This window comes from Bacillus cereus group sp. MYBK95-2 (genome assembly GCF_051915225.1).
Lineage (GTDB): Bacteria > Bacillota > Bacilli > Bacillales > Bacillaceae_G > Bacillus_A > Bacillus_A cereus.
On record NZ_JBQAEH010000001.1, the window covers coordinates 350,299 to 367,619 of the forward strand.

Here is a 17,321-nt window from a genome sequence, read left to right on the forward strand (position 1 = left end):
TGCTACACCTTCTTCCTTAAACAAGCAATATAAAAGCCATCCGTCGCAAAATAATGCGGTAAAATTTGCACTTGACCTTCATCAATATACGGAGTTAATTTTTCTGGCATACGCTCTTTAAGCGTAGTATCCCATTCAAATTCAGGATGTTCTTGTAAAAATTTCTCTATTACTTGTTCATTTTCTATTTTCTCAATTGTGCACGTACTATAAACAAGACGACCGCCTTGTTTTAATAATGGTGCTATTTTTTCTAGTATTGCAATTTGAATCGTCGATAATCTTTCACTATCGCCTTTATCTTTTCCTAACTTAATATCAGGTTTACGTCTAATTACACCAAATCCAGAACACGGTGCATCTACCAATATTTTATCAAACGTTTCATTTGCAAAGTGCTCTTGCACTTTTCTAGCATCTAGCGCTTTAGTTTCGACATTTTCTAGACCAAGTCGCTCTGCTTGCTGTTTAATTAAACGTACTTTGTGTGCATGTAAATCAAGGGACATGACCTTACCAGTTCCCTTTAATCGTTCCGCGATATGCGTTGTTTTTCCGCCTGGAGCAGCACAACTATCAAGAACTGCATCTCCCGTATTCGGTTCTAAAGCGCGTGCTACAAGCATAGAACTTTCATCTTGAATAGAAAGAAATCCTTTTTTAAACGCTTCTGTATGCGCTACATTTCCTCTTTCAATCTGAATAGCATCATCTGATAAGTCACCACGTTTTGCTTCTATACCTTCACTTGCTAACAACTCAATCGCTTCTTCTACAGTTACCTTATCAACATTCACACGCGCTGTTGGTACAGGGGGTAACATGTTTACTTCGCACATTTTTTCTGCAGTTTCTAAACCGTATTCTGAAGTCCACTCTTGGACAAGCCAAACTGGATGACTTGTTGTAATTGCAAGACGTTCTACTGGATCCTTGATTTCATCTACAGAAGGTACACCTTCTCTCTGAATCGAACGTAATACACCGTTCACCATACCAGCAATTCCTTTATGCCCGCGACGCTTTGCAATCTCAACCGCTTCATGAATAGCCGCTCTTTCTGGCACTCGGTCTAAATAAATCATTTGATATAAAGATAAGCGAAGCAATACTCTTACCCACGCCTCAACCTTCTTTTTTAAAAAAGGCTGTAAATAATAATCTAATGTGTCACGACGTTGAATCGTTCCATATACAATTTCAGTTAATAAACCAATATCTTTTCTATCAATTGCACTTTTTTCAATTAGATTATTTAAAAGTAAGTTGCTATATGCACCACTTTTTTCCACTTGAATTAAACCATCAAGAGCTAATTCACGAACATTTTGTCTCATGCATTTTCTCCTAACTTCGTTCCAATTTCAGGTTTTGTTCCACGTAAAAATTGTGAACAACTCATACGCTTTTTACCAGAAGGTTGCAATTCAGTAATTTTAACACCTGTTTCATTACTCGTTGCTACAACAAAACCATCTTCTTCGATTGCAACAATCGTACCTGCTTCAGCCGGTTCAGTTATAGGCACTTTTTCCCCCCACCATACTTTAACAACTTGTCCTGCTAAAGTTGTATAAGCAACTGGCCATGGATTCAATCCGCGAATGTGATTGTATACTTCTTCACCTGTTTTTGTCCAATCAATTTTCTCTTGCTCACGTTTTATATTGTACGCAAACGTTACTTCTTCTTCGTTTTGTTTAATCGGTTCTAACTTACCTTGAATTAATAAAGGCACTGTTTTAGATAGAAGGTGTGCTCCTGCTTCACTTAATTTATCAAATAATGAGCCTGTCGTTTCACGCTCTTCAATTTCAACTTCCACTTGCGTTAAGATATCACCAGCATCCAATTTTTCTACCATATACATAATTGTAATACCTGTTTTTTCTTTACCTTCCATAATTGCATAATGAATTGGTGCACCACCACGAAGTTCAGGAAGTAAAGAAGCGTGAACATTAATACACCCATACTTTGGTGCTTCTAAAATTTCATTTGGTACAATCTGCCCAAATGCAGCTGTTACAATTAAATCTGGCTCTAATGCCAATACTTTTTCATATTCATCTTTTTCACGAATTTTTAACGGCTGTAACACAGGGATACCATGTTTTTCCGCTTCAACTTTAACAGGTGTAGGTGTTAATACTTTTTTTCTACCTACTGGACGATCAGGTTGCGTCACAACACCTACTACCTCATAGCCATCTTCAATAAGACGACGAAGCACCGGCACTGAAAAGTCCGGTGTTCCCATAAACACTACTTTTATCATTTAAAAACCGCTCCTTTTAACACCTATTCTAGTTCGTTTTCTTCATAATATCTTGTCACTTTCGATGTAAATAAAACACCGTGTAAATGATCAATTTCATGTTGAATTGCACGCGCTAAAAATCCTTCCGCTTCTAATAAGAATACTTTCCCACGGCGATTTTGCGCTCTTACTTTAATATAATCGGCACGTTCTACTTCACCATAAAGTCCCGGGAAGCTTAAACAGCCTTCGGGACCTACTTGTTCACCACGTTTTTCTAATATTGATGGATTGATTAACTCGATTTTTCCAGTATCATCATCGACATCAACAACCGCTACTTGCAAGCTTACACCTACTTGAGGCGCAGCTAAACCGACTCCGTCCGCAATTAACATTGTTTCATGCATATCTTTCAACAATTTCACTAACTTTTTATCAAAGTTAATTACTCTTTCGCATGGTGTTTCTAACACTTCATTTGGATGCTTTATTATTTCTAAAACTGCCATATTTCCCTCCGCTACATTAACATTGTTGGATTAAAATCAATTGAGATTTGTAGCTCTTTTTGCATTTCTGCTTGATAATGTTCATTTACCATTTTGAGCACGTTCTTTAAGTTTGGTTCCCGTTTGTATTTTATCATGCATTGATAACGATATCTATCTTTTATCCTTGGAATCGCTGAAGCAACTGGTCCTAGCACCATTGTTTGCTGTGAGCAATGCGTTCGTAAATACGAGGCAATTTTTTCCGTCACTTGTACCGCTTTTAATAATTCTGGATGAGATACAGTTACGAGTACAACATAGTAATATGGGGGATATTGTCTTGTTCGTCTCATTTGCATTTCTTGGTCAAAAAACACATCATATTGTTGGTTCTTCGCTAACTCTATACTGTAATGTTCTGGCGTATACGTTTGAATCACAACTTCCCCTGGCAATTCATGTCTACCCGCTCGTCCACTTACTTGCGTCAATAACTGATATGTCTTTTCACTCGCCCGAAAATCAGGTAAGTGAAGCATCGTATCTGCAGTTAAAACCCCAACGAGCGTTACTTTCGGAAAATCTAATCCTTTAGCAATCATTTGTGTTCCAAGTAATATATCTGCTTTTTCTTCCCCAAACGCCTTTAATAATTTTTCATGCATTCCTTTTCGACTTGTCGTATCTACATCCATTCGAATGACTCGCGCCTCTGGAAATAGTTTTGTAATTTCTTCTTCTACCTTTTGTGTACCTGTACCAAAGAAACGAATGTATGTACTTTGACAAGCTGGACACTCAGTTGGCATATTCTCTTCGTAACTACAATAATGACATTTTAAACGATGATTCATTTTATGATATGTCAATGAAATATCACAATGCGGACATTGGACAACATACCCACAATCACGGCACATAACAAATGTAGAATGACCTCTTCTATTTAAAAAGAGTACCATTTGTTCTTTCTTTTCTAATCGATCTGCTATTTTTTCATGCAGCGCCTTAGAAAACATTGATCGATTCCCGTCACGAAGTTCTTCTCGCATGTCAACAATCTCTACCGTTGGTAAAGCTTGTTCATTCATACGTTTTTCCATTGTTAATAGTTCATAAACACCTTTTTTCGCCCTTGCAAACGATTCAAGTGTTGGTGTCGCACTACCAAGAACGATAGGACATTTATGATATTGTCCTCTCCAGACAGCTACATCTCTTGCATGATACCTCGGATTATCTTCTTGTTTGTAACTTGATTCATGCTCTTCATCAATAATAATAATCCCTAAATTCTCAAAAGGCGCAAAAACAGCTGAACGCGCACCAACTACAACTTTCACTTCTTTTCTTAAAATCTTACGCCACTCGTCATACTTTTCTCCAACAGACAACGCACTATGAAGAACTGCAACTTGCGAGCCAAACCTACCTTTAAAACGATCCACCATTTGGGGCGTTAGTGCAATTTCAGGAACAAGAACGATAGCTTCTTTTCCTTTCTTGAGCACTGCTGCTATAGATTGTAAATATACTTCTGTCTTTCCACTTCCTGTAACACCATATAGCAAAAATGGATTATAAGTTTCATTTGTAATTGATGATAAAATCGGTGTAATAACTTGTTTTTGTTCCTCCGTAAGTGGAAATGGTTTTGTTTGTTCAAAATCATCATCGTCATACGGATTTCGGTATACTTCCACATACTTTTCTGAAATGAATCCCTTTTTAACAAGTGCTTTTATTGGAGCATCTGTTATTTGTAACTCTTCTGTAATTACTTTCAACGGTGTACTTTTATAATTTTCCACAAAATAATAAAGTACATCTTGTTGTTTTTTACTTTTCAGTTCAAATGCCGCTAATTCCAATTTATCTTCTGGCAACTCCGGCTGAACCACTCTTTGCTTCTTCTTTTGTACTTTATCTTTCACTTGATAAACGACTTCAACCGTACCATTTTTAATTTCTTGTTGAATAGTTCGGTATAAATGTGGCTGTTGCTCGATTACTTCAAAATCAATTGCTTCTTTATCCTGAAATAAATATAGTATTTCAGGTGCTATTTCTTCCTGTTTACAAAGTTGTAGACGTTTTTTATACGTTGCTTTTATCGCAGTTGGAAGCATCACTTGAAAAGCTGAAATCATGTAGCATAACGTTTCACTTGTAAGCCAATATCCAAGCTTTAATAATTCATCATTTAAAACCGGTGTTACATCTAATATTTCATGGATTGTCTTTAACTTCTTACTTTCTACATCCACCGAATCTTTAATCCCAATAATAAAACCTTGCAATTTTCTTGGCCCAAACGGAACTACTACACGCATTCCTGTCTGTACAATATCTTCCCATTTTTTAGGAATAATGTAATCAAATGGTCGATCTGTCTGACGGGCAGGTACATCAACAATTACACTTGCAAATTTCATAAACGATCATCTTCTAACATCATTTCAATTTGCTTCAATATTTCACGAGCTACCTCTTTTTTCATTAAAAGTGGCAACTCAATAACTTTTCCATCTTTTCTATACATTGTTACAATATTCGTATCCGTGCCAAATCCAGCTCCTTGCGCTTTTACATCATTCGCGACAATCATATCTGCATTTTTCTCACGTAGTTTTTTCGTTGCATATTCCTCTACATTTGTCGTTTCAGCAGCAAAACCGATAAGTAACTGTTTATCCTTTTTCTGACCTAACGTTTTTAAAATATCCACCGTTCTTTCAAGTTCAATGACAGCATCACCATTTTGCTTTTTCATTTTATTCTCATGCACATATTTCGGACGATAATCTGCAACTGCTGCTGTTTTAATGACAACGTCTACGTTTTGATAATGTTGAAGAACTGCTTCTAACATATCTTGTGCAGATTCCACTTGCACTGTCGTTACATGTAACGGTGGATTTAATGCTGTCGGTCCTGAAACGAGTATAACATCAGCGCCTAAATTCGCTGCCACTTCCGCAATCGCATACCCCATTTTCCCAGAAGAAAAATTCGTCATAAAACGAACTGGATCAACCTTTTCACGTGTTGGGCCAGCAGTTATTAATATTCTTTTTCCCTGCAATGGTTTGTGTTCTGAGAAAGCTTCCTCTAACCGTGCAATAATTGCTTCAGGTTCTTCTAGTCGTCCCTTCGCTACATATCCACATGCTAAAAAGCCTTCCCCAGGCTCAATAAATGTATATCCTAGCGTTTTCAATGTCATCATATTTTTTTGAACTATTTTATTTTCATACATATGCACATTCATAGCAGGCGCAATCCATACCGGAGCTGTAGTAGCTAACAAAGTAGTTGTAATCATATCATCTGCAATACCACCAGCTAACTTTCCAATACAATTGGCAGTAGCAGGTGCGACAAGTACAACATCCGCCCAATCTGCTAAATCAATATGAGCAATAACAGCTGAGTCTTTCTCATCGAATGTATCCGTATATACATCATGGCGAGAAAGCGCTTGGAATGTAAGAGGCGTAACAAACTTCATTGCCGACTCACTCATCATTACTTTGACAATCGCGCCAGATTGTGTCAATTTACTCGTTAACGCAGCTGCTTTAAAAACCGCAATGCCTCCTGTTACACATAGAAGTATCTTTTTCCCTTTTAGCATATGACTCGTCCTCTTTCTTTTTCAAACTTATAATACTGAAATAGAATTCTCAGCTCGTCAGTACCGATATTTCATTCCTTTCGTAAAAAAATAACAACCTACTTGTAAATAGGTTGTTACCGTTACATAGAAAATTATAAAGTCTATGTTTTATTTTGTCGAAGGCAAAGGCTTATTCAGCTACTTTATCTTCACTTGGTACGTAGCTTAATGCTTCTGCATCGATTTCTTCTAATGCTTTACCTACACATTTATGAGAAACAGGTTTTTCTACAACACAGTTATTAGCAAGTTGCATTTCACGTGCGCGTTTTGCAGCCACTGTTACTAAAGTGTACTTAGAATCGATTTTTTGTAGTAATGAGTCAATTGATGGATTTAACATAATTATAGACCCTCCGTCATTTCTTTATAATATTTTGCTACCCTTTCGCGGCGGCAATGTTCGCCAACCACAATTGCTTTAATTCTATCACAAGCTAATTCAACTTGATCGTTTTCTACTACATAGTCGTAAGCGTCCATCATCTCGATTTCTTCTTTCGCTACAGTTAAACGATTTTCAATAACATCTTCAGTCTCTGTACCACGTCCGACAATACGGCTCTTTAGTTCAGATAAACTTGGAGGTGCTAAGAAAATAAATACACCTTCTGGGAAAGCTTTCTTAACTTGAATTGCTCCTTGCACTTCAATTTCTAAGAATACATCTTTTCCTTCTTGTAATGTTTTTTCAACATAGTCAATCGGTGTTCCGTAATAATTACCTACGAACTCAGCCCACTCAAGTAATTTTTCATTACGAATCATTTCCTCGAATTCTTCTCTTTCTTTAAAGAAATAATCCACACCATCTACTTCACCTTCACGCGGCTTACGTGTCGTTACTGAAATAGAGTACTGAAAACGTGTATCCTCATGGCTAAACAGCTCTTTACGAACCGTCCCTTTTCCAACCCCAGAAGGCCCTGAAAGAACGATGAGCAATCCTCTTCTACTTCTCATAAATATGTAAAACCTACCCTTCCTCACTTAAATCTTCTTTATTATTCAAACGATGTGCAATCGTCTCTGGTTGAATTGGACTTAATACAACATGCCCATCATCCATAACAATAACCGCCCTTGTTTTTCTCCCATACGTAGCATCAAGCAAAGCATTATGTTCCCGTGCTTCTTGTACTGTTCGTTTAATAGGAGCTGACTCCGGACTTACAATAGCAATAATTCGATGAGCAGATACAATATTTCCGTATCCAATATTTAAAAACCGCATGGCCATAGTTTGCGCCTCCTAGTAAGTCTATCCGATTTCTCCACCACGTATAACTTTATATATTTTTTGAAAGCTACTCAATATTTTGTACTTGTTCACGAATTTTTTCAAGGTTATTTTTCATTTCTACAACATATTTTGAAATTGTTAAGTCATTTGCCTTAGAACCAATCGTATTAATTTCTCTATGCATCTCTTGCACGATGAAATCCATTTTCCTTCCAACAGGCTCTTCAATCTGCAATGTTTCACGAAATTGCTCTAAATGACTTTGCAAACGAACTAACTCTTCATGAATATCACAACGCTCTGCAAAGATTGCGACTTCTGTTAGCAATCTTTGTTCATCTAGATCTTGATTATGTAATTCTTTTAAGCGATTTTCTAATCGTTCACGATATTTTTGTGTAACAATTGGTGCATGTGGAATAATCGCATTTACACAATTGCTAATCTCTTGTAAACGATACGCTATATCTTTATGTAATCGTTCTCCTTCGCCATCTCTCATCGTTTTCAACATATGAGCAGCTTGACGAACAGCCTCATATAAACTGTTCTCAAAATGTTCATTTACATTTTCTATTTCTTCAATTGCTGTTACTTCTGGCATTGCCATTAATTGTTCGAGTGTAATAGAATCTTGTAATTGAAATTTCCCTTTTATATCTTCCATCATCGATTGGTACTGCTCAAGAAGTGACCAATTCACACTTAATTTTCTTTCAACAAGTCCTTCACCTGCTATACTAATAGACACTTCGATGCGCCCACGTCGAACTTGCTGTGCAATTATTTTACGAATTTTGTCCTCAAATACCATCATTTGCTTAGGAAGTCGAATACTCATCTCTAAAAAACGGTGGTTCACCGATTTCATTTCTACTGTAATTTGAAAAGTATCACTTTCTACTTTCGATCTTCCAAACCCTGTCATACTAGAAATCATTTTTATCACATCCAAGCCATAAAATAACTCAATGAAAAAGGTAATAGAGACAAGGCTCTACTACCTTCTGTAAATTATATCACATTTTCATAACATTGACTATTTCAAGTTTAATCCCTTCTTATATAACATCGGCTTTTTCTTCTTAGCCTTTTTCCCTGTTAATAAAGAACCTACTAGTAAGAAAGTCGGAATTGATGACAAACCTCCAATTAATAACCAATCTCTTGCTTGTATCGGCATTGTGCTAAAGATCGGTTGTAACGGTGGATAATATATAACCACTAGCATAAGTAGTAACGAAATAATAACCGCCCCTACTAAATACACGTTCCCAAATGGATTACGGTGAAAGACAGAATGCTCACTACGACAATCAAATACATGAATAAGCTGTGCAAGTACCAACGTCGCGAACGCTACAGTTTGTGCATATTTCAGTTCATTTGGATGTTGGTTATACGCAATAATAAACGCCACTAACGTCACTGCTCCAATTAAAAACCCTCGACTTATTATTTTCCACGCAAGCCCTCTAGCGAATACCCCTTCTTTCGGGTGACGCGGTGTTCTCTTCATCACATCTCCTTCAGCCTTATCCAAACCTAATGCCATCGCTGGTAAACCATCAGTAACTAAGTTCACCCATAAAATTTGAATAGGAACCATCGGCAGTGGTAATGCAAGTAACATCGCAAATAACATAACTAAAATTTCTCCAACATTTGACGCCAATAAGTAGCGAATGAACTTACGTATGTTCTCGTATATATTTCTTCCTTCTTTAATCGCTGACTTAATTGTAGCAAAATTATCATCTAGTAAAACAAGTGAAGAGGCTTCTTTTGCAACATCTGTCCCTGTAATCCCCATCGCTATCCCAATATCCGCTGTTTTTATAGCTGGAGCATCGTTCACTCCATCACCTGTCATCGCTACTATATGTCCTTGATTTTGCAATGCTTTAACAATTTTCAATTTATGCTCAGGTGATACACGAGCGAATACATACGTATCTTCTACAACATTTTCTAATTCCTCCACATCCATATTCGCGAGTTCTACTCCTTCAACAACGCGTCCATCTGGTGGTAAAACTCCTAATTGTTCAGCAATCGCCATTGCTGTCACTTTATGATCACCTGTAATCATTACTGTTCGAATACCAGCTTCTTTACACTCTTTTACCGCCTGCGCGACTTCTGGCCTTGGCGGGTCAATCATACCTTGTATCCCAACCAACATAAAATCTTTTTCAACGTCTCTTTCATGTTCAATAGAATCCGTGACTTTTAAAGGTTTAAACGCAACTGCAATTGTTCGAAGCGCTTGACTACCTAAGCTATGAATAGCCGCCTGTACTTCTTTTCTATATAGCTCACTTAACGGCTGCTGCTTATCCCCCCATAAGATTGTTTGACTCATTTGCAAAAGAACATCCGGTGCTCCTTTCGTAACAATAAACTTTTTCCCCTCTCGATCTCGTACAATAACACTCATCATTTTTCGAGTTGAATCAAATGGAAATTCACGAATAATTTCAAATTTCCCTTTCAATGCCTCACGTGTTATCCCAGCTTTCATTGCTGCAGCTACAAGCGCTCCCTCTGTTGGATCCCCATCTAATACGTACGCCTTTTTCTTTTGAATAATATTTGCATTGTTACATAGTGAACCAAATGTAAGTAGCTGATAAAGTGATTTTGTCTTAGCTGGATTCACTTCTTTTTCACCTTTCATAAAAGAGCCATTAGGTTCATATCCTTGCCCTGTCACTTTCCACAATTCTCCGCCTGACCACATATGTGTTACCATCATTTTGTTTTGTGTCATTGTTCCCGTTTTATCAGAGCATATAACAGAAGCGCAGCCTAACGTTTCTACGGCCGGTAACTTCCTTACAATTGCTCTCTTTTTTATCATACGCTGTACACCAAGTGATAAAGCTACTGTAACAATTGCTGGCAATCCTTCTGGAATAGCCGCAACAGCTAGCGATACGCCAGCTAAAAACATATGATATACTTCATTCCCTTGATACACACCAGCCAATACAACGAGCGCTGTCAAAATAAGAGCTACAATAATTAATATTTTTCCGAGCTGTTCTAACCTTCTTTGCAGTGGCGTTTCCATTTGCTCTGCATTTTGCAACATATTTGCAATTTGCCCCATCGCTGTATTCATACCAGTTGCTACAACGACTCCTGTACCAGATCCTCGCGTAATCATTGTCCCCATAAAAGCCATATTTTTTTGATCCCCAATTGCAACATCTTGCCCTTGCAGTGCTTCTACCTTCTTTTGTACAGGTACGGACTCCCCTGTCAAAGCAGACTCTTCAATATATAAACTTGATGCCTCAACAAGACGCACATCAGCCCCAATACGATCACCACTGGAAAACTTAATAATATCACCTAAAACAAGTGCTTTAGATGGTGCTTTTACCCACTTTCCATTCCGCATTACAGTAACTTGCGGGGCAGCTAGTTCCTTTAAAGCTTCCAATGATTTTTCAGCTTTTCTTTCTTGAAAAAAGCCGAGAATACCATTGATAATAACAATGGCAACAATAGCAATAGAATCAATGTATTCACCTAAAAACGCAGAAACAATTGTTGCTCCAAACAAAACGAGTACCATGAAATCTTTAAACTGTGCTAAAAATACCATTAGTGCAGAAGGCCTTTTTGCTTCTTCTAATTCATTAGTACCAAATTTCTTTACTCGCCCTTCTGCTTCTTTCTCTGTAAGTCCAACCTTTACATTCGTATTCGTTCTTTCTTCCACTTCATGTGCTCGCATTCCATACCAGTTCATCCTGCTATCGACCTCCTGATTCCAGACATACTCTATTGAAAGCTTATTCAGCCTCGTCCAAAAAAATGCTATAATTAACATTTAGTTAGAAAGGAGTGTTCATTTATGGCATTCGATGGATTATTTACAAGAGCGATTACACATGAAATTGAAAATTCTCTTTACACAGGAAGAATTTCCAAAATATATCAACCTTCAAAATACGAGATTTTATTACATATTCGAGCGAATGGAAAGAACCAAAAACTAATTCTTTCATCTCATCCTACATATGCGCGTATGCACTTAACGAATCAAAACTACGATTCGCCAGCAATACCGCCGATGTTCTGTATGCTTCTTCGCAAACATTTAGAAGGTGGATTTATTGAAAAAATTGAACAAATCGACTTAGAACGCATTATTCAAATTACAGTTCGCAGTCGTAATGAAATCGGAGACGAATCATTAAAAACATTAGTAATTGAAATAATGGGACGACATAGTAACATTATCTTATTAGATACGAAAACAAACGTGATTTTAGATAGCTTAAAACACGTTTCATTAGCCGTAAACCGTCACCGAACTGTATATGCTGGTGCTGAGTACGTCGCGCCACCAGCCCAACATAAAATCAATCCTCTGCAAATTGAAACCGCAGATGATTTTATTAGACCGCTAGACTTTCTATCTGGAAATATGGATAAACAACTCGTCGGTGCTTTCATGGGAATATCCCCATTATTTGCAAAAGAAGTAGTAAAGAAAGCCGGTATGGTAAACGAGAAAGCATTATCAGAAGCATTTTTCTCTATACAAACACCATTACTATCTCATGCATATACACCTACAATGATTACTGCAAATGGAAAAGAATTCTTTTATCTTTTCCCTCTTACACACTTGCAAGGAGAAGAAAAAACATTCTCATCAGTGAGCGAATTGTTAGATCGTTTCTTCTTTGGCAAAGCAGAACGTGATCGTGTAAAACAACAAGCTCATGATTTAGAACGCTTTATGCAAAACGAAAAAAATAAAAACGAGAAAAAACTCATTAAACTCGAAAAAACACTGCAAGATGCTGGAAAAGCAGATAAATATCAACTATTTGGAGAGCTACTTACAGCCAATATGTACGCTTTAAAAAAGGGCGATAAAGATATTGAGGTCGTTAATTATTACGATGAGGATGGTGGAACTGTAAAAATCACATTAGATCCTTTAAAAACACCATCTGAAAATGCACAACGCTATTTCCAAAAGTATCAAAAAGCAAAAAATTCGGTTGCTGTTGTAGAAGAACAAATCGAAAAAACAAATGAAGAAATTCTTTATTTTGATAGCTTACTTCAACAAATGGAAGCTGCTTCTTCAAAAGACATTGAAGAAATTCGTGAGGAATTAGCTGAAGAAGGTTATGTGCGCAATCGCAAAACGAAAAACGCAAAGAAAAAGCCTACTAAACCAGTATTAGATAAATATGTAGCAAGTGATGGCACAGAGATTTTCGTTGGTAAAAACAATAAACAAAATGATTATTTAACAACGAAGTTTGCCCGCCGTGATGAAATTTGGTTACATACGAAAGATATACCTGGCTCTCACGTTGTCATTCGTTCTTTAGAGCCTGCTGAAGAAACTTTACTAGAAGCCGCCAAAATTGCTGCCTATTACAGTAAAGCGAAAGAGTCTAGCTCTGTACCTGTTGATTTCACCAAAATACGCCATGTCAAAAAACCGAGTGGTGCAAAACTTGGTTTTGTTACGTACGACAATCAGCAAACCGTATATGTAACACCAGATGCTGATATTGTAATGAAATTAAAAGCATAAATAAAAAAATGCGTTGCTTGTATGCAGCGCATTTTTTATATGTTTTCAATTTCGTTGCTATATCCATTCAATATTGTCAAAAAAATTGACAGTATCATTTCACATTTGTATAAAATTTTTTACAGCATGTAAATAAAGTACAAGTGTAACTCCAATCATTTTTCCCCATCCCCCTGCTATTCATTGAAGCAATCTAGATTTTATGAACAAACCGTCTCCCACAAATTACGGGCTATTTTTTTATCTCCCCTAAAATATATGTTGTCCCTACTATCCTTTCTTCAAATATACATTTTGGCACGCTATTTGCTTTATTCAATACTATGAATAGGAGGAATTAACATGACTTTAAAAATTAATAAAATCCAAAATCAACTACAAAACTATGAAATTGAGGGGTTACTTATTACAAAAAAAGAAAACCGCCAATATGCAACAGGCTTTACAGGTAGTGCTGGCGTCGTCTTACTCTCTGCCGATCAAGCTGTTTTCATCACTGATTTCCGCTATGTAGATCAAGCGAAATCACAAATAAAAGATGCTGAAATTATTATGCATAAAGGAAATTTAGAAAAAGAAATTGCACATCAAGTATCGAAATTAAACATTCAAAAACTTGGAATTGAAGAAAACAACATGACATTGCAACAATATAAAAACTTGCAAAAATACGTACAGGCGGAAATGATTCAAGTGTGCGAAATTATCGAAAATATTCGTATCATTAAAGACACGCCTGAAATAGAAACAATGAAAATTGCAGCTAATATCGCGGACGAAGCATTTCATCACATTCTTACGTTTCTAAAACCAGGAATAAGTGAAAATGCTGTACGAGATGAATTAGAATTTTTCATGCGAAAAAAAGGTGCTACATCTTCATCATTTCAAATTATTGTAGCTTCTGGTGTTCGTTCTTCTCTTCCACATGGAGTTGCATCAAATAAAATAATTGAACGAGGCGACATCGTTACATTAGACTTTGGTGCACTTTACGACGGATATTGTTCCGATATAACACGTACCGTAGCAATAGGGGAACCATCGGAAGAATTCAAAAAAATATACAATGTTGTACGAGAAGCGTTAAAACGTGGGACTGAAGCGATTAAGCCTGGAGAAACTGCGAAAAGTATCGATGATGTAACAAGAAACTACATTACAGATTGTGGATATGGTCAATATTTTGGTCATTCTACTGGTCATGGTCTTGGCTTAGAAATACATGAACCTCTTCGCTTATCCCAAGAAAGTAAAGCTACATTAAAAGAAGGTATGGTTGTTACAGTTGAACCGGGCATTTACATACCGAACTGGGGCGGTTGTAGAATTGAAGATGATATCGTCATTACAAAAGACGGATATGAAGTTATTACAAAATCAAATAGAGAACTAATTGTAATCCCTTGTTAAAATCATGGCCTTTTTAAAAGGAGTTTTTTTCTACACATAGAATTCCTTCTCTGGAGTGTTCATTTAAAGAGGGGGAATTTAAATTGAATTTTGTAATTGATAAAATAGATGGTTTACAAGTTGAGTTTTCAAAACTTGTTTCCATGATGAATTACGCTCGTTATACAACAATGCAAGCAGTGGAAAGTTTAACAATTGAAGAACTTGATTATTTATATGATAAAGAAGCCAATTCAATTGGCATGCTGTTATATCACATGGCTGCTATTGAATTTTACTACCAAATCCATACCTTTGAGGATCGTGAACCGACGGAAGCTGAATTAGAACATTGGTTGCCAGCTATTGAGTTAGGGAATCTTGGACGAGAAAAAATAAAAGGAAACTCTTTAGAATTTTACATTAATACATTACAAGAAGTACGCTCTAAAACAATTGAAACATTTCAATCTTTACCTGATGAATGGCTATTTAAAACGACAGACTTTTGGTATGACAAACCAGCTAACAACTACTTTAAATGGTTTCACGTATTTGAAGATGAAATCAATCATCGCGGACAAATTCGCTTAATTAGGAAGATGCAAAAAGCTCATGCAGTAAAATAAGAAAGTGCCACCAGATAAGGTGGCACTTTCTTTTATTCATTTTTTAGGATTAACTGTATTGTAACATCCATTTATCGTTCTCATCATTACAGTACATGAAATTTTACTTTTTTCTTTTTCCTATACTCACATACTTTCACTGCTTTCATACAATAAACTACACGAATGCCTAAAGGATGTGAATGTTATGGGAGTTGAATTAACGCTATTACACGCTCTCTACATTATTTGTTTACTCACTATTATTACCTTTTTTATTCTCCGGAAAGATACGACTATCATTTGTATCGTTTTTATCTTTTTATTAGCATTAACTGCAACAAGTTCTATCCCTCTTGCCATTAGCGGGATTTTTCAAAGTTTCATTTACGCCATTACTGAGCTATTACCAACTATATTAATCATCTCCATTATCGTATCAATGAGCAATTTACTCGTTCATACTGGCATAAATGATACGATGATTTCACCATTTACAAAAATGATTCGTACACCTACACTCGCCTACTGGATTATCGGCCTTTTAATGATGACCATTTCTTTCTTCTTTTGGCCTTCTCCAGCTGTCGCCTTAATGGGAGCTATTTTATTACCGGTTGCTGTACGTGTCGGCCTTCCTCCAATTGGGGTTGCAATTGCTATGAACTTATTTGGACACGGCATCGCCTTATCTGGAGACTTCGTTATTCAAGGTGCACCGAAATTAACTGCAGACGCGGCTGGTCTCCCTGTTTCCAGCGTCGTATCTGCAAGTGTTCCACTCGTTATCGTTATGGGCGTTGTGACAACTTCCGTCGCTTTTTTCTTCTTACGAAAAGAGTTTCATACAGGCTTAGCTATACAAGAATCTATTCTATCAACTGAGTCTTCTAAAACGCTCACTTCATTATCTCCTCGCACAAAGAAATGGCTCGCTATTTGTATCCCTATCGTATATATCATTGATATCCTTTGCATGATTCAATTTAAACTACAAGGAAGCGACGCAACTGCACTTATCGGCGGAACAACTGTTATTATGATTATCATCATTTCTCTCATCGCCTACAAAGGTAATGGACTGAATAAAACAACCGATTATTTCATAGAAGGGCTCCAATTTGGCTTTAAAATTTTCGGACCAGTTATTCCTATCGCTGCACTCTTTTATTTAGGAGATAGTGGCTTTGTGAAAATTATCGGAGACTATTTACCGAAAGGTTCACACGGAATCATTAACGACTTAGGCATCGCTTTATCTCAAACTGTTCCTTTAAATCAATATGTATCGGCAGGGACATTAACCATCGTGGGTGTCATTACCGGCTTAGATGGATCAGGTTTTTCAGGTATATCACTTGCTGGTTCCATTGCCAATCTTTTTGGAACAGCACTTGGCCATGGAACAGCTACATTAACAGCACTCGGGCAAATTGCAGCTATATGGACCGGGGGCGGGACGTTAATTCCTTGGGCACTTATTCCTGCTGCTGCGATTTGTAAAGTCGATCCATTTGAACTTGCACGCCGAAACTTTTTACCGGTTGTTATCGGTTTAATTGTCACCACGATCGTTGCGATGTTTATCCTATAACGTAAGCAAGTGTTCTCTTGCTTACGTTTTTTGCTTGTAAAATTCATCATGAATTATCAGTTTTCAAGAGGGATTCGTTATTACTCAGCGAAATTATATTAGGAGAGTAATTATTTCAAAACGTTTACGAGAAACAGATTACTGCAATTAGAAAAGGGGACATACCTATGAATGAATTGATTTTCGTCTTATTAATTTGTCCATTATTTATCTTTATCGTATCTGTTATTGGAACACGCAAAACGAAAACGTATTACGTAATGCCGATTGTAACGTTTGCTAGTTTTTTAATAATAGGTGTTATCGCCTTTACTCCAAAATTTTTCTTTTGGGTCGGCATGTATAGCATTTTCTCATTTATTGTTTCTTATGTGACTCTATTGTTTGTAAAAAGATATAAGCTTGCAGAAAGCACTAAGTAGTTAAGGAGATTGTAATATGATTTTCTTTGATATTGATGGAACTTTACTTGA

General features: G+C 36.7%; 15 protein-coding genes. 5 read left to right on the forward strand and 10 right to left on the reverse strand.

Annotated elements, in window-relative coordinates; translation table 11 throughout:
- Positions 1 to 2: 2 nt before the first annotated feature.
- From rsmB to ACTFN4_RS01710, 10 genes are all read right to left on the reverse strand, one after another.
- Positions 3 to 1,337: a 16S rRNA (cytosine(967)-C(5))-methyltransferase RsmB gene (gene rsmB / locus ACTFN4_RS01665; RefSeq protein WP_001249666.1), complete on the reverse strand. Its 1,335-nt coding sequence runs from the start codon at positions 1,335 to 1,337 to the stop codon at positions 3 to 5.
- Entirely contained in the window at positions 1,334 to 2,278 is a 945-nt protein-coding gene (gene fmt, locus ACTFN4_RS01670) for a methionyl-tRNA formyltransferase (protein WP_000598804.1), read from the reverse strand. The genes rsmB and fmt overlap by 4 nt, the downstream gene beginning before the upstream one ends.
- 23 nt (positions 2,279 to 2,301) lie before the next feature.
- Entirely contained in the window at positions 2,302 to 2,772 is a 471-nt protein-coding gene (gene def / locus ACTFN4_RS01675; RefSeq protein ID WP_000279455.1) for a peptide deformylase, read from the reverse strand.
- Between the two features lie 11 nt (positions 2,773 to 2,783).
- Positions 2,784 to 5,189: a primosomal protein N' gene (priA, locus tag ACTFN4_RS01680; RefSeq protein ID WP_000666720.1), complete on the reverse strand. Its 2,406-nt coding sequence runs from the start codon at positions 5,187 to 5,189 to the stop codon at positions 2,784 to 2,786.
- Complete coding sequence (gene coaBC, locus ACTFN4_RS01685) at positions 5,186 to 6,391, reverse strand: bifunctional phosphopantothenoylcysteine decarboxylase/phosphopantothenate--cysteine ligase CoaBC (RefSeq protein ID WP_000911750.1); 1,206 nt, start codon at positions 6,389 to 6,391, stop codon at positions 5,186 to 5,188. The genes priA and coaBC overlap by 4 nt, the downstream gene beginning before the upstream one ends.
- 172 nt (positions 6,392 to 6,563) lie before the next feature.
- Positions 6,564 to 6,776, reverse strand: coding sequence for a DNA-directed RNA polymerase subunit omega (gene rpoZ, locus ACTFN4_RS01690; protein ID WP_000933960.1), 213 nt, complete (start codon positions 6,774 to 6,776; stop codon positions 6,564 to 6,566).
- Positions 6,777 to 6,778: 2 nt separating this feature from the next.
- On the reverse strand, positions 6,779 to 7,396 hold the full coding sequence (gmk, locus tag ACTFN4_RS01695; RefSeq protein ID WP_001257741.1) for a guanylate kinase: 618 nt from the start codon (positions 7,394 to 7,396) through the stop codon (positions 6,779 to 6,781).
- Positions 7,397 to 7,409: 13 nt separating this feature from the next.
- A complete protein-coding gene (gene remA, locus ACTFN4_RS01700; protein ID WP_001251456.1) occupies positions 7,410 to 7,673 on the reverse strand; it encodes an extracellular matrix/biofilm regulator RemA in 264 nt (87 codons plus the stop codon).
- A gap of 67 nt (positions 7,674 to 7,740) precedes the next feature.
- A complete protein-coding gene (locus ACTFN4_RS01705; RefSeq protein ID WP_000625866.1) occupies positions 7,741 to 8,616 on the reverse strand; it encodes a YicC/YloC family endoribonuclease in 876 nt (291 codons plus the stop codon).
- 99 nt (positions 8,617 to 8,715) lie between these two features.
- Complete coding sequence (locus ACTFN4_RS01710; RefSeq protein WP_001104778.1) at positions 8,716 to 11,439, reverse strand: calcium-translocating P-type ATPase, SERCA-type; 2,724 nt, start codon at positions 11,437 to 11,439, stop codon at positions 8,716 to 8,718.
- Positions 11,440 to 11,544: 105 nt separating this feature from the next.
- Here ACTFN4_RS01710 and ACTFN4_RS01715 point away from each other — a divergent pair, with 105 nt between their 5' ends.
- The 5 genes from ACTFN4_RS01715 (at position 11,545) to ACTFN4_RS01735 (ending at position 17,270) form a co-directional block, all read left to right on the forward strand.
- Positions 11,545 to 13,254, forward strand: coding sequence for an Rqc2 family fibronectin-binding protein (locus tag ACTFN4_RS01715; RefSeq protein WP_000863284.1), 1,710 nt, complete (start codon positions 11,545 to 11,547; stop codon positions 13,252 to 13,254).
- Positions 13,255 to 13,596: 342 nt separating this feature from the next.
- Entirely contained in the window at positions 13,597 to 14,667 is a 1,071-nt protein-coding gene (locus ACTFN4_RS01720) for a M24 family metallopeptidase (protein ID WP_000172817.1), read from the forward strand.
- Between the two features lie 83 nt (positions 14,668 to 14,750).
- On the forward strand, positions 14,751 to 15,275 hold the full coding sequence (locus tag ACTFN4_RS01725; protein WP_001012048.1) for a DinB family protein: 525 nt from the start codon (positions 14,751 to 14,753) through the stop codon (positions 15,273 to 15,275).
- A 187-nt stretch (positions 15,276 to 15,462) separates the two neighbouring features.
- Positions 15,463 to 16,848: a membrane protein gene (locus ACTFN4_RS01730; RefSeq protein ID WP_000537875.1), complete on the forward strand. Its 1,386-nt coding sequence runs from the start codon at positions 15,463 to 15,465 to the stop codon at positions 16,846 to 16,848.
- A gap of 167 nt (positions 16,849 to 17,015) precedes the next feature.
- Positions 17,016 to 17,270 carry a YbeF family protein gene (locus ACTFN4_RS01735; protein ID WP_001003919.1) on the forward strand — a complete coding sequence of 85 codons (255 nt, stop codon included), beginning with the start codon at positions 17,016 to 17,018 and terminating at the stop codon, positions 17,268 to 17,270.
- Positions 17,271 to 17,321: the final 51 nt, after the last annotated feature.

Excerpts from the sequence above, each read along its gene's own strand:
- rsmB (WP_001249666.1), bottom strand. The coding sequence starts at position 1,337 with ATGAGACAAAATGTTCGTGAATTAGCTCTTGATGGTTTAATTCAAGTG.
- fmt (WP_000598804.1), bottom strand. The coding sequence starts at position 2,278 with ATGATAAAAGTAGTGTTTATGGGAACACCGGACTTTTCAGTGCCGGTG.
- def (WP_000279455.1), bottom strand. The coding sequence starts at position 2,772 with ATGGCAGTTTTAGAAATAATAAAGCATCCAAATGAAGTGTTAGAAACA.
- priA (WP_000666720.1), bottom strand. The coding sequence starts at position 5,189 with ATGAAATTTGCAAGTGTAATTGTTGATGTACCTGCCCGTCAGACAGAT.
- coaBC (WP_000911750.1), bottom strand. The coding sequence starts at position 6,391 with ATGCTAAAAGGGAAAAAGATACTTCTATGTGTAACAGGAGGCATTGCG.
- rpoZ (WP_000933960.1), bottom strand. The coding sequence starts at position 6,776 with ATGTTAAATCCATCAATTGACTCATTACTACAAAAAATCGATTCTAAG.
- gmk (WP_001257741.1), bottom strand. The coding sequence starts at position 7,396 with ATGAGAAGTAGAAGAGGATTGCTCATCGTTCTTTCAGGGCCTTCTGGG.
- remA (WP_001251456.1), bottom strand. The coding sequence starts at position 7,673 with ATGGCCATGCGGTTTTTAAATATTGGATACGGAAATATTGTATCTGCT.
- ACTFN4_RS01705 (WP_000625866.1), bottom strand. The coding sequence starts at position 8,616 with ATGATTTCTAGTATGACAGGGTTTGGAAGATCGAAAGTAGAAAGTGAT.
- ACTFN4_RS01710 (WP_001104778.1), bottom strand. The coding sequence starts at position 11,439 with ATGAACTGGTATGGAATGCGAGCACATGAAGTGGAAGAAAGAACGAAT.
- ACTFN4_RS01715 (WP_000863284.1), top strand. The coding sequence starts at position 11,545 with ATGGCATTCGATGGATTATTTACAAGAGCGATTACACATGAAATTGAA.
- ACTFN4_RS01720 (WP_000172817.1), top strand. The coding sequence starts at position 13,597 with ATGACTTTAAAAATTAATAAAATCCAAAATCAACTACAAAACTATGAA.
- ACTFN4_RS01730 (WP_000537875.1), top strand. The coding sequence starts at position 15,463 with ATGGGAGTTGAATTAACGCTATTACACGCTCTCTACATTATTTGTTTA.
- ACTFN4_RS01735 (WP_001003919.1), top strand. The coding sequence starts at position 17,016 with ATGAATGAATTGATTTTCGTCTTATTAATTTGTCCATTATTTATCTTT.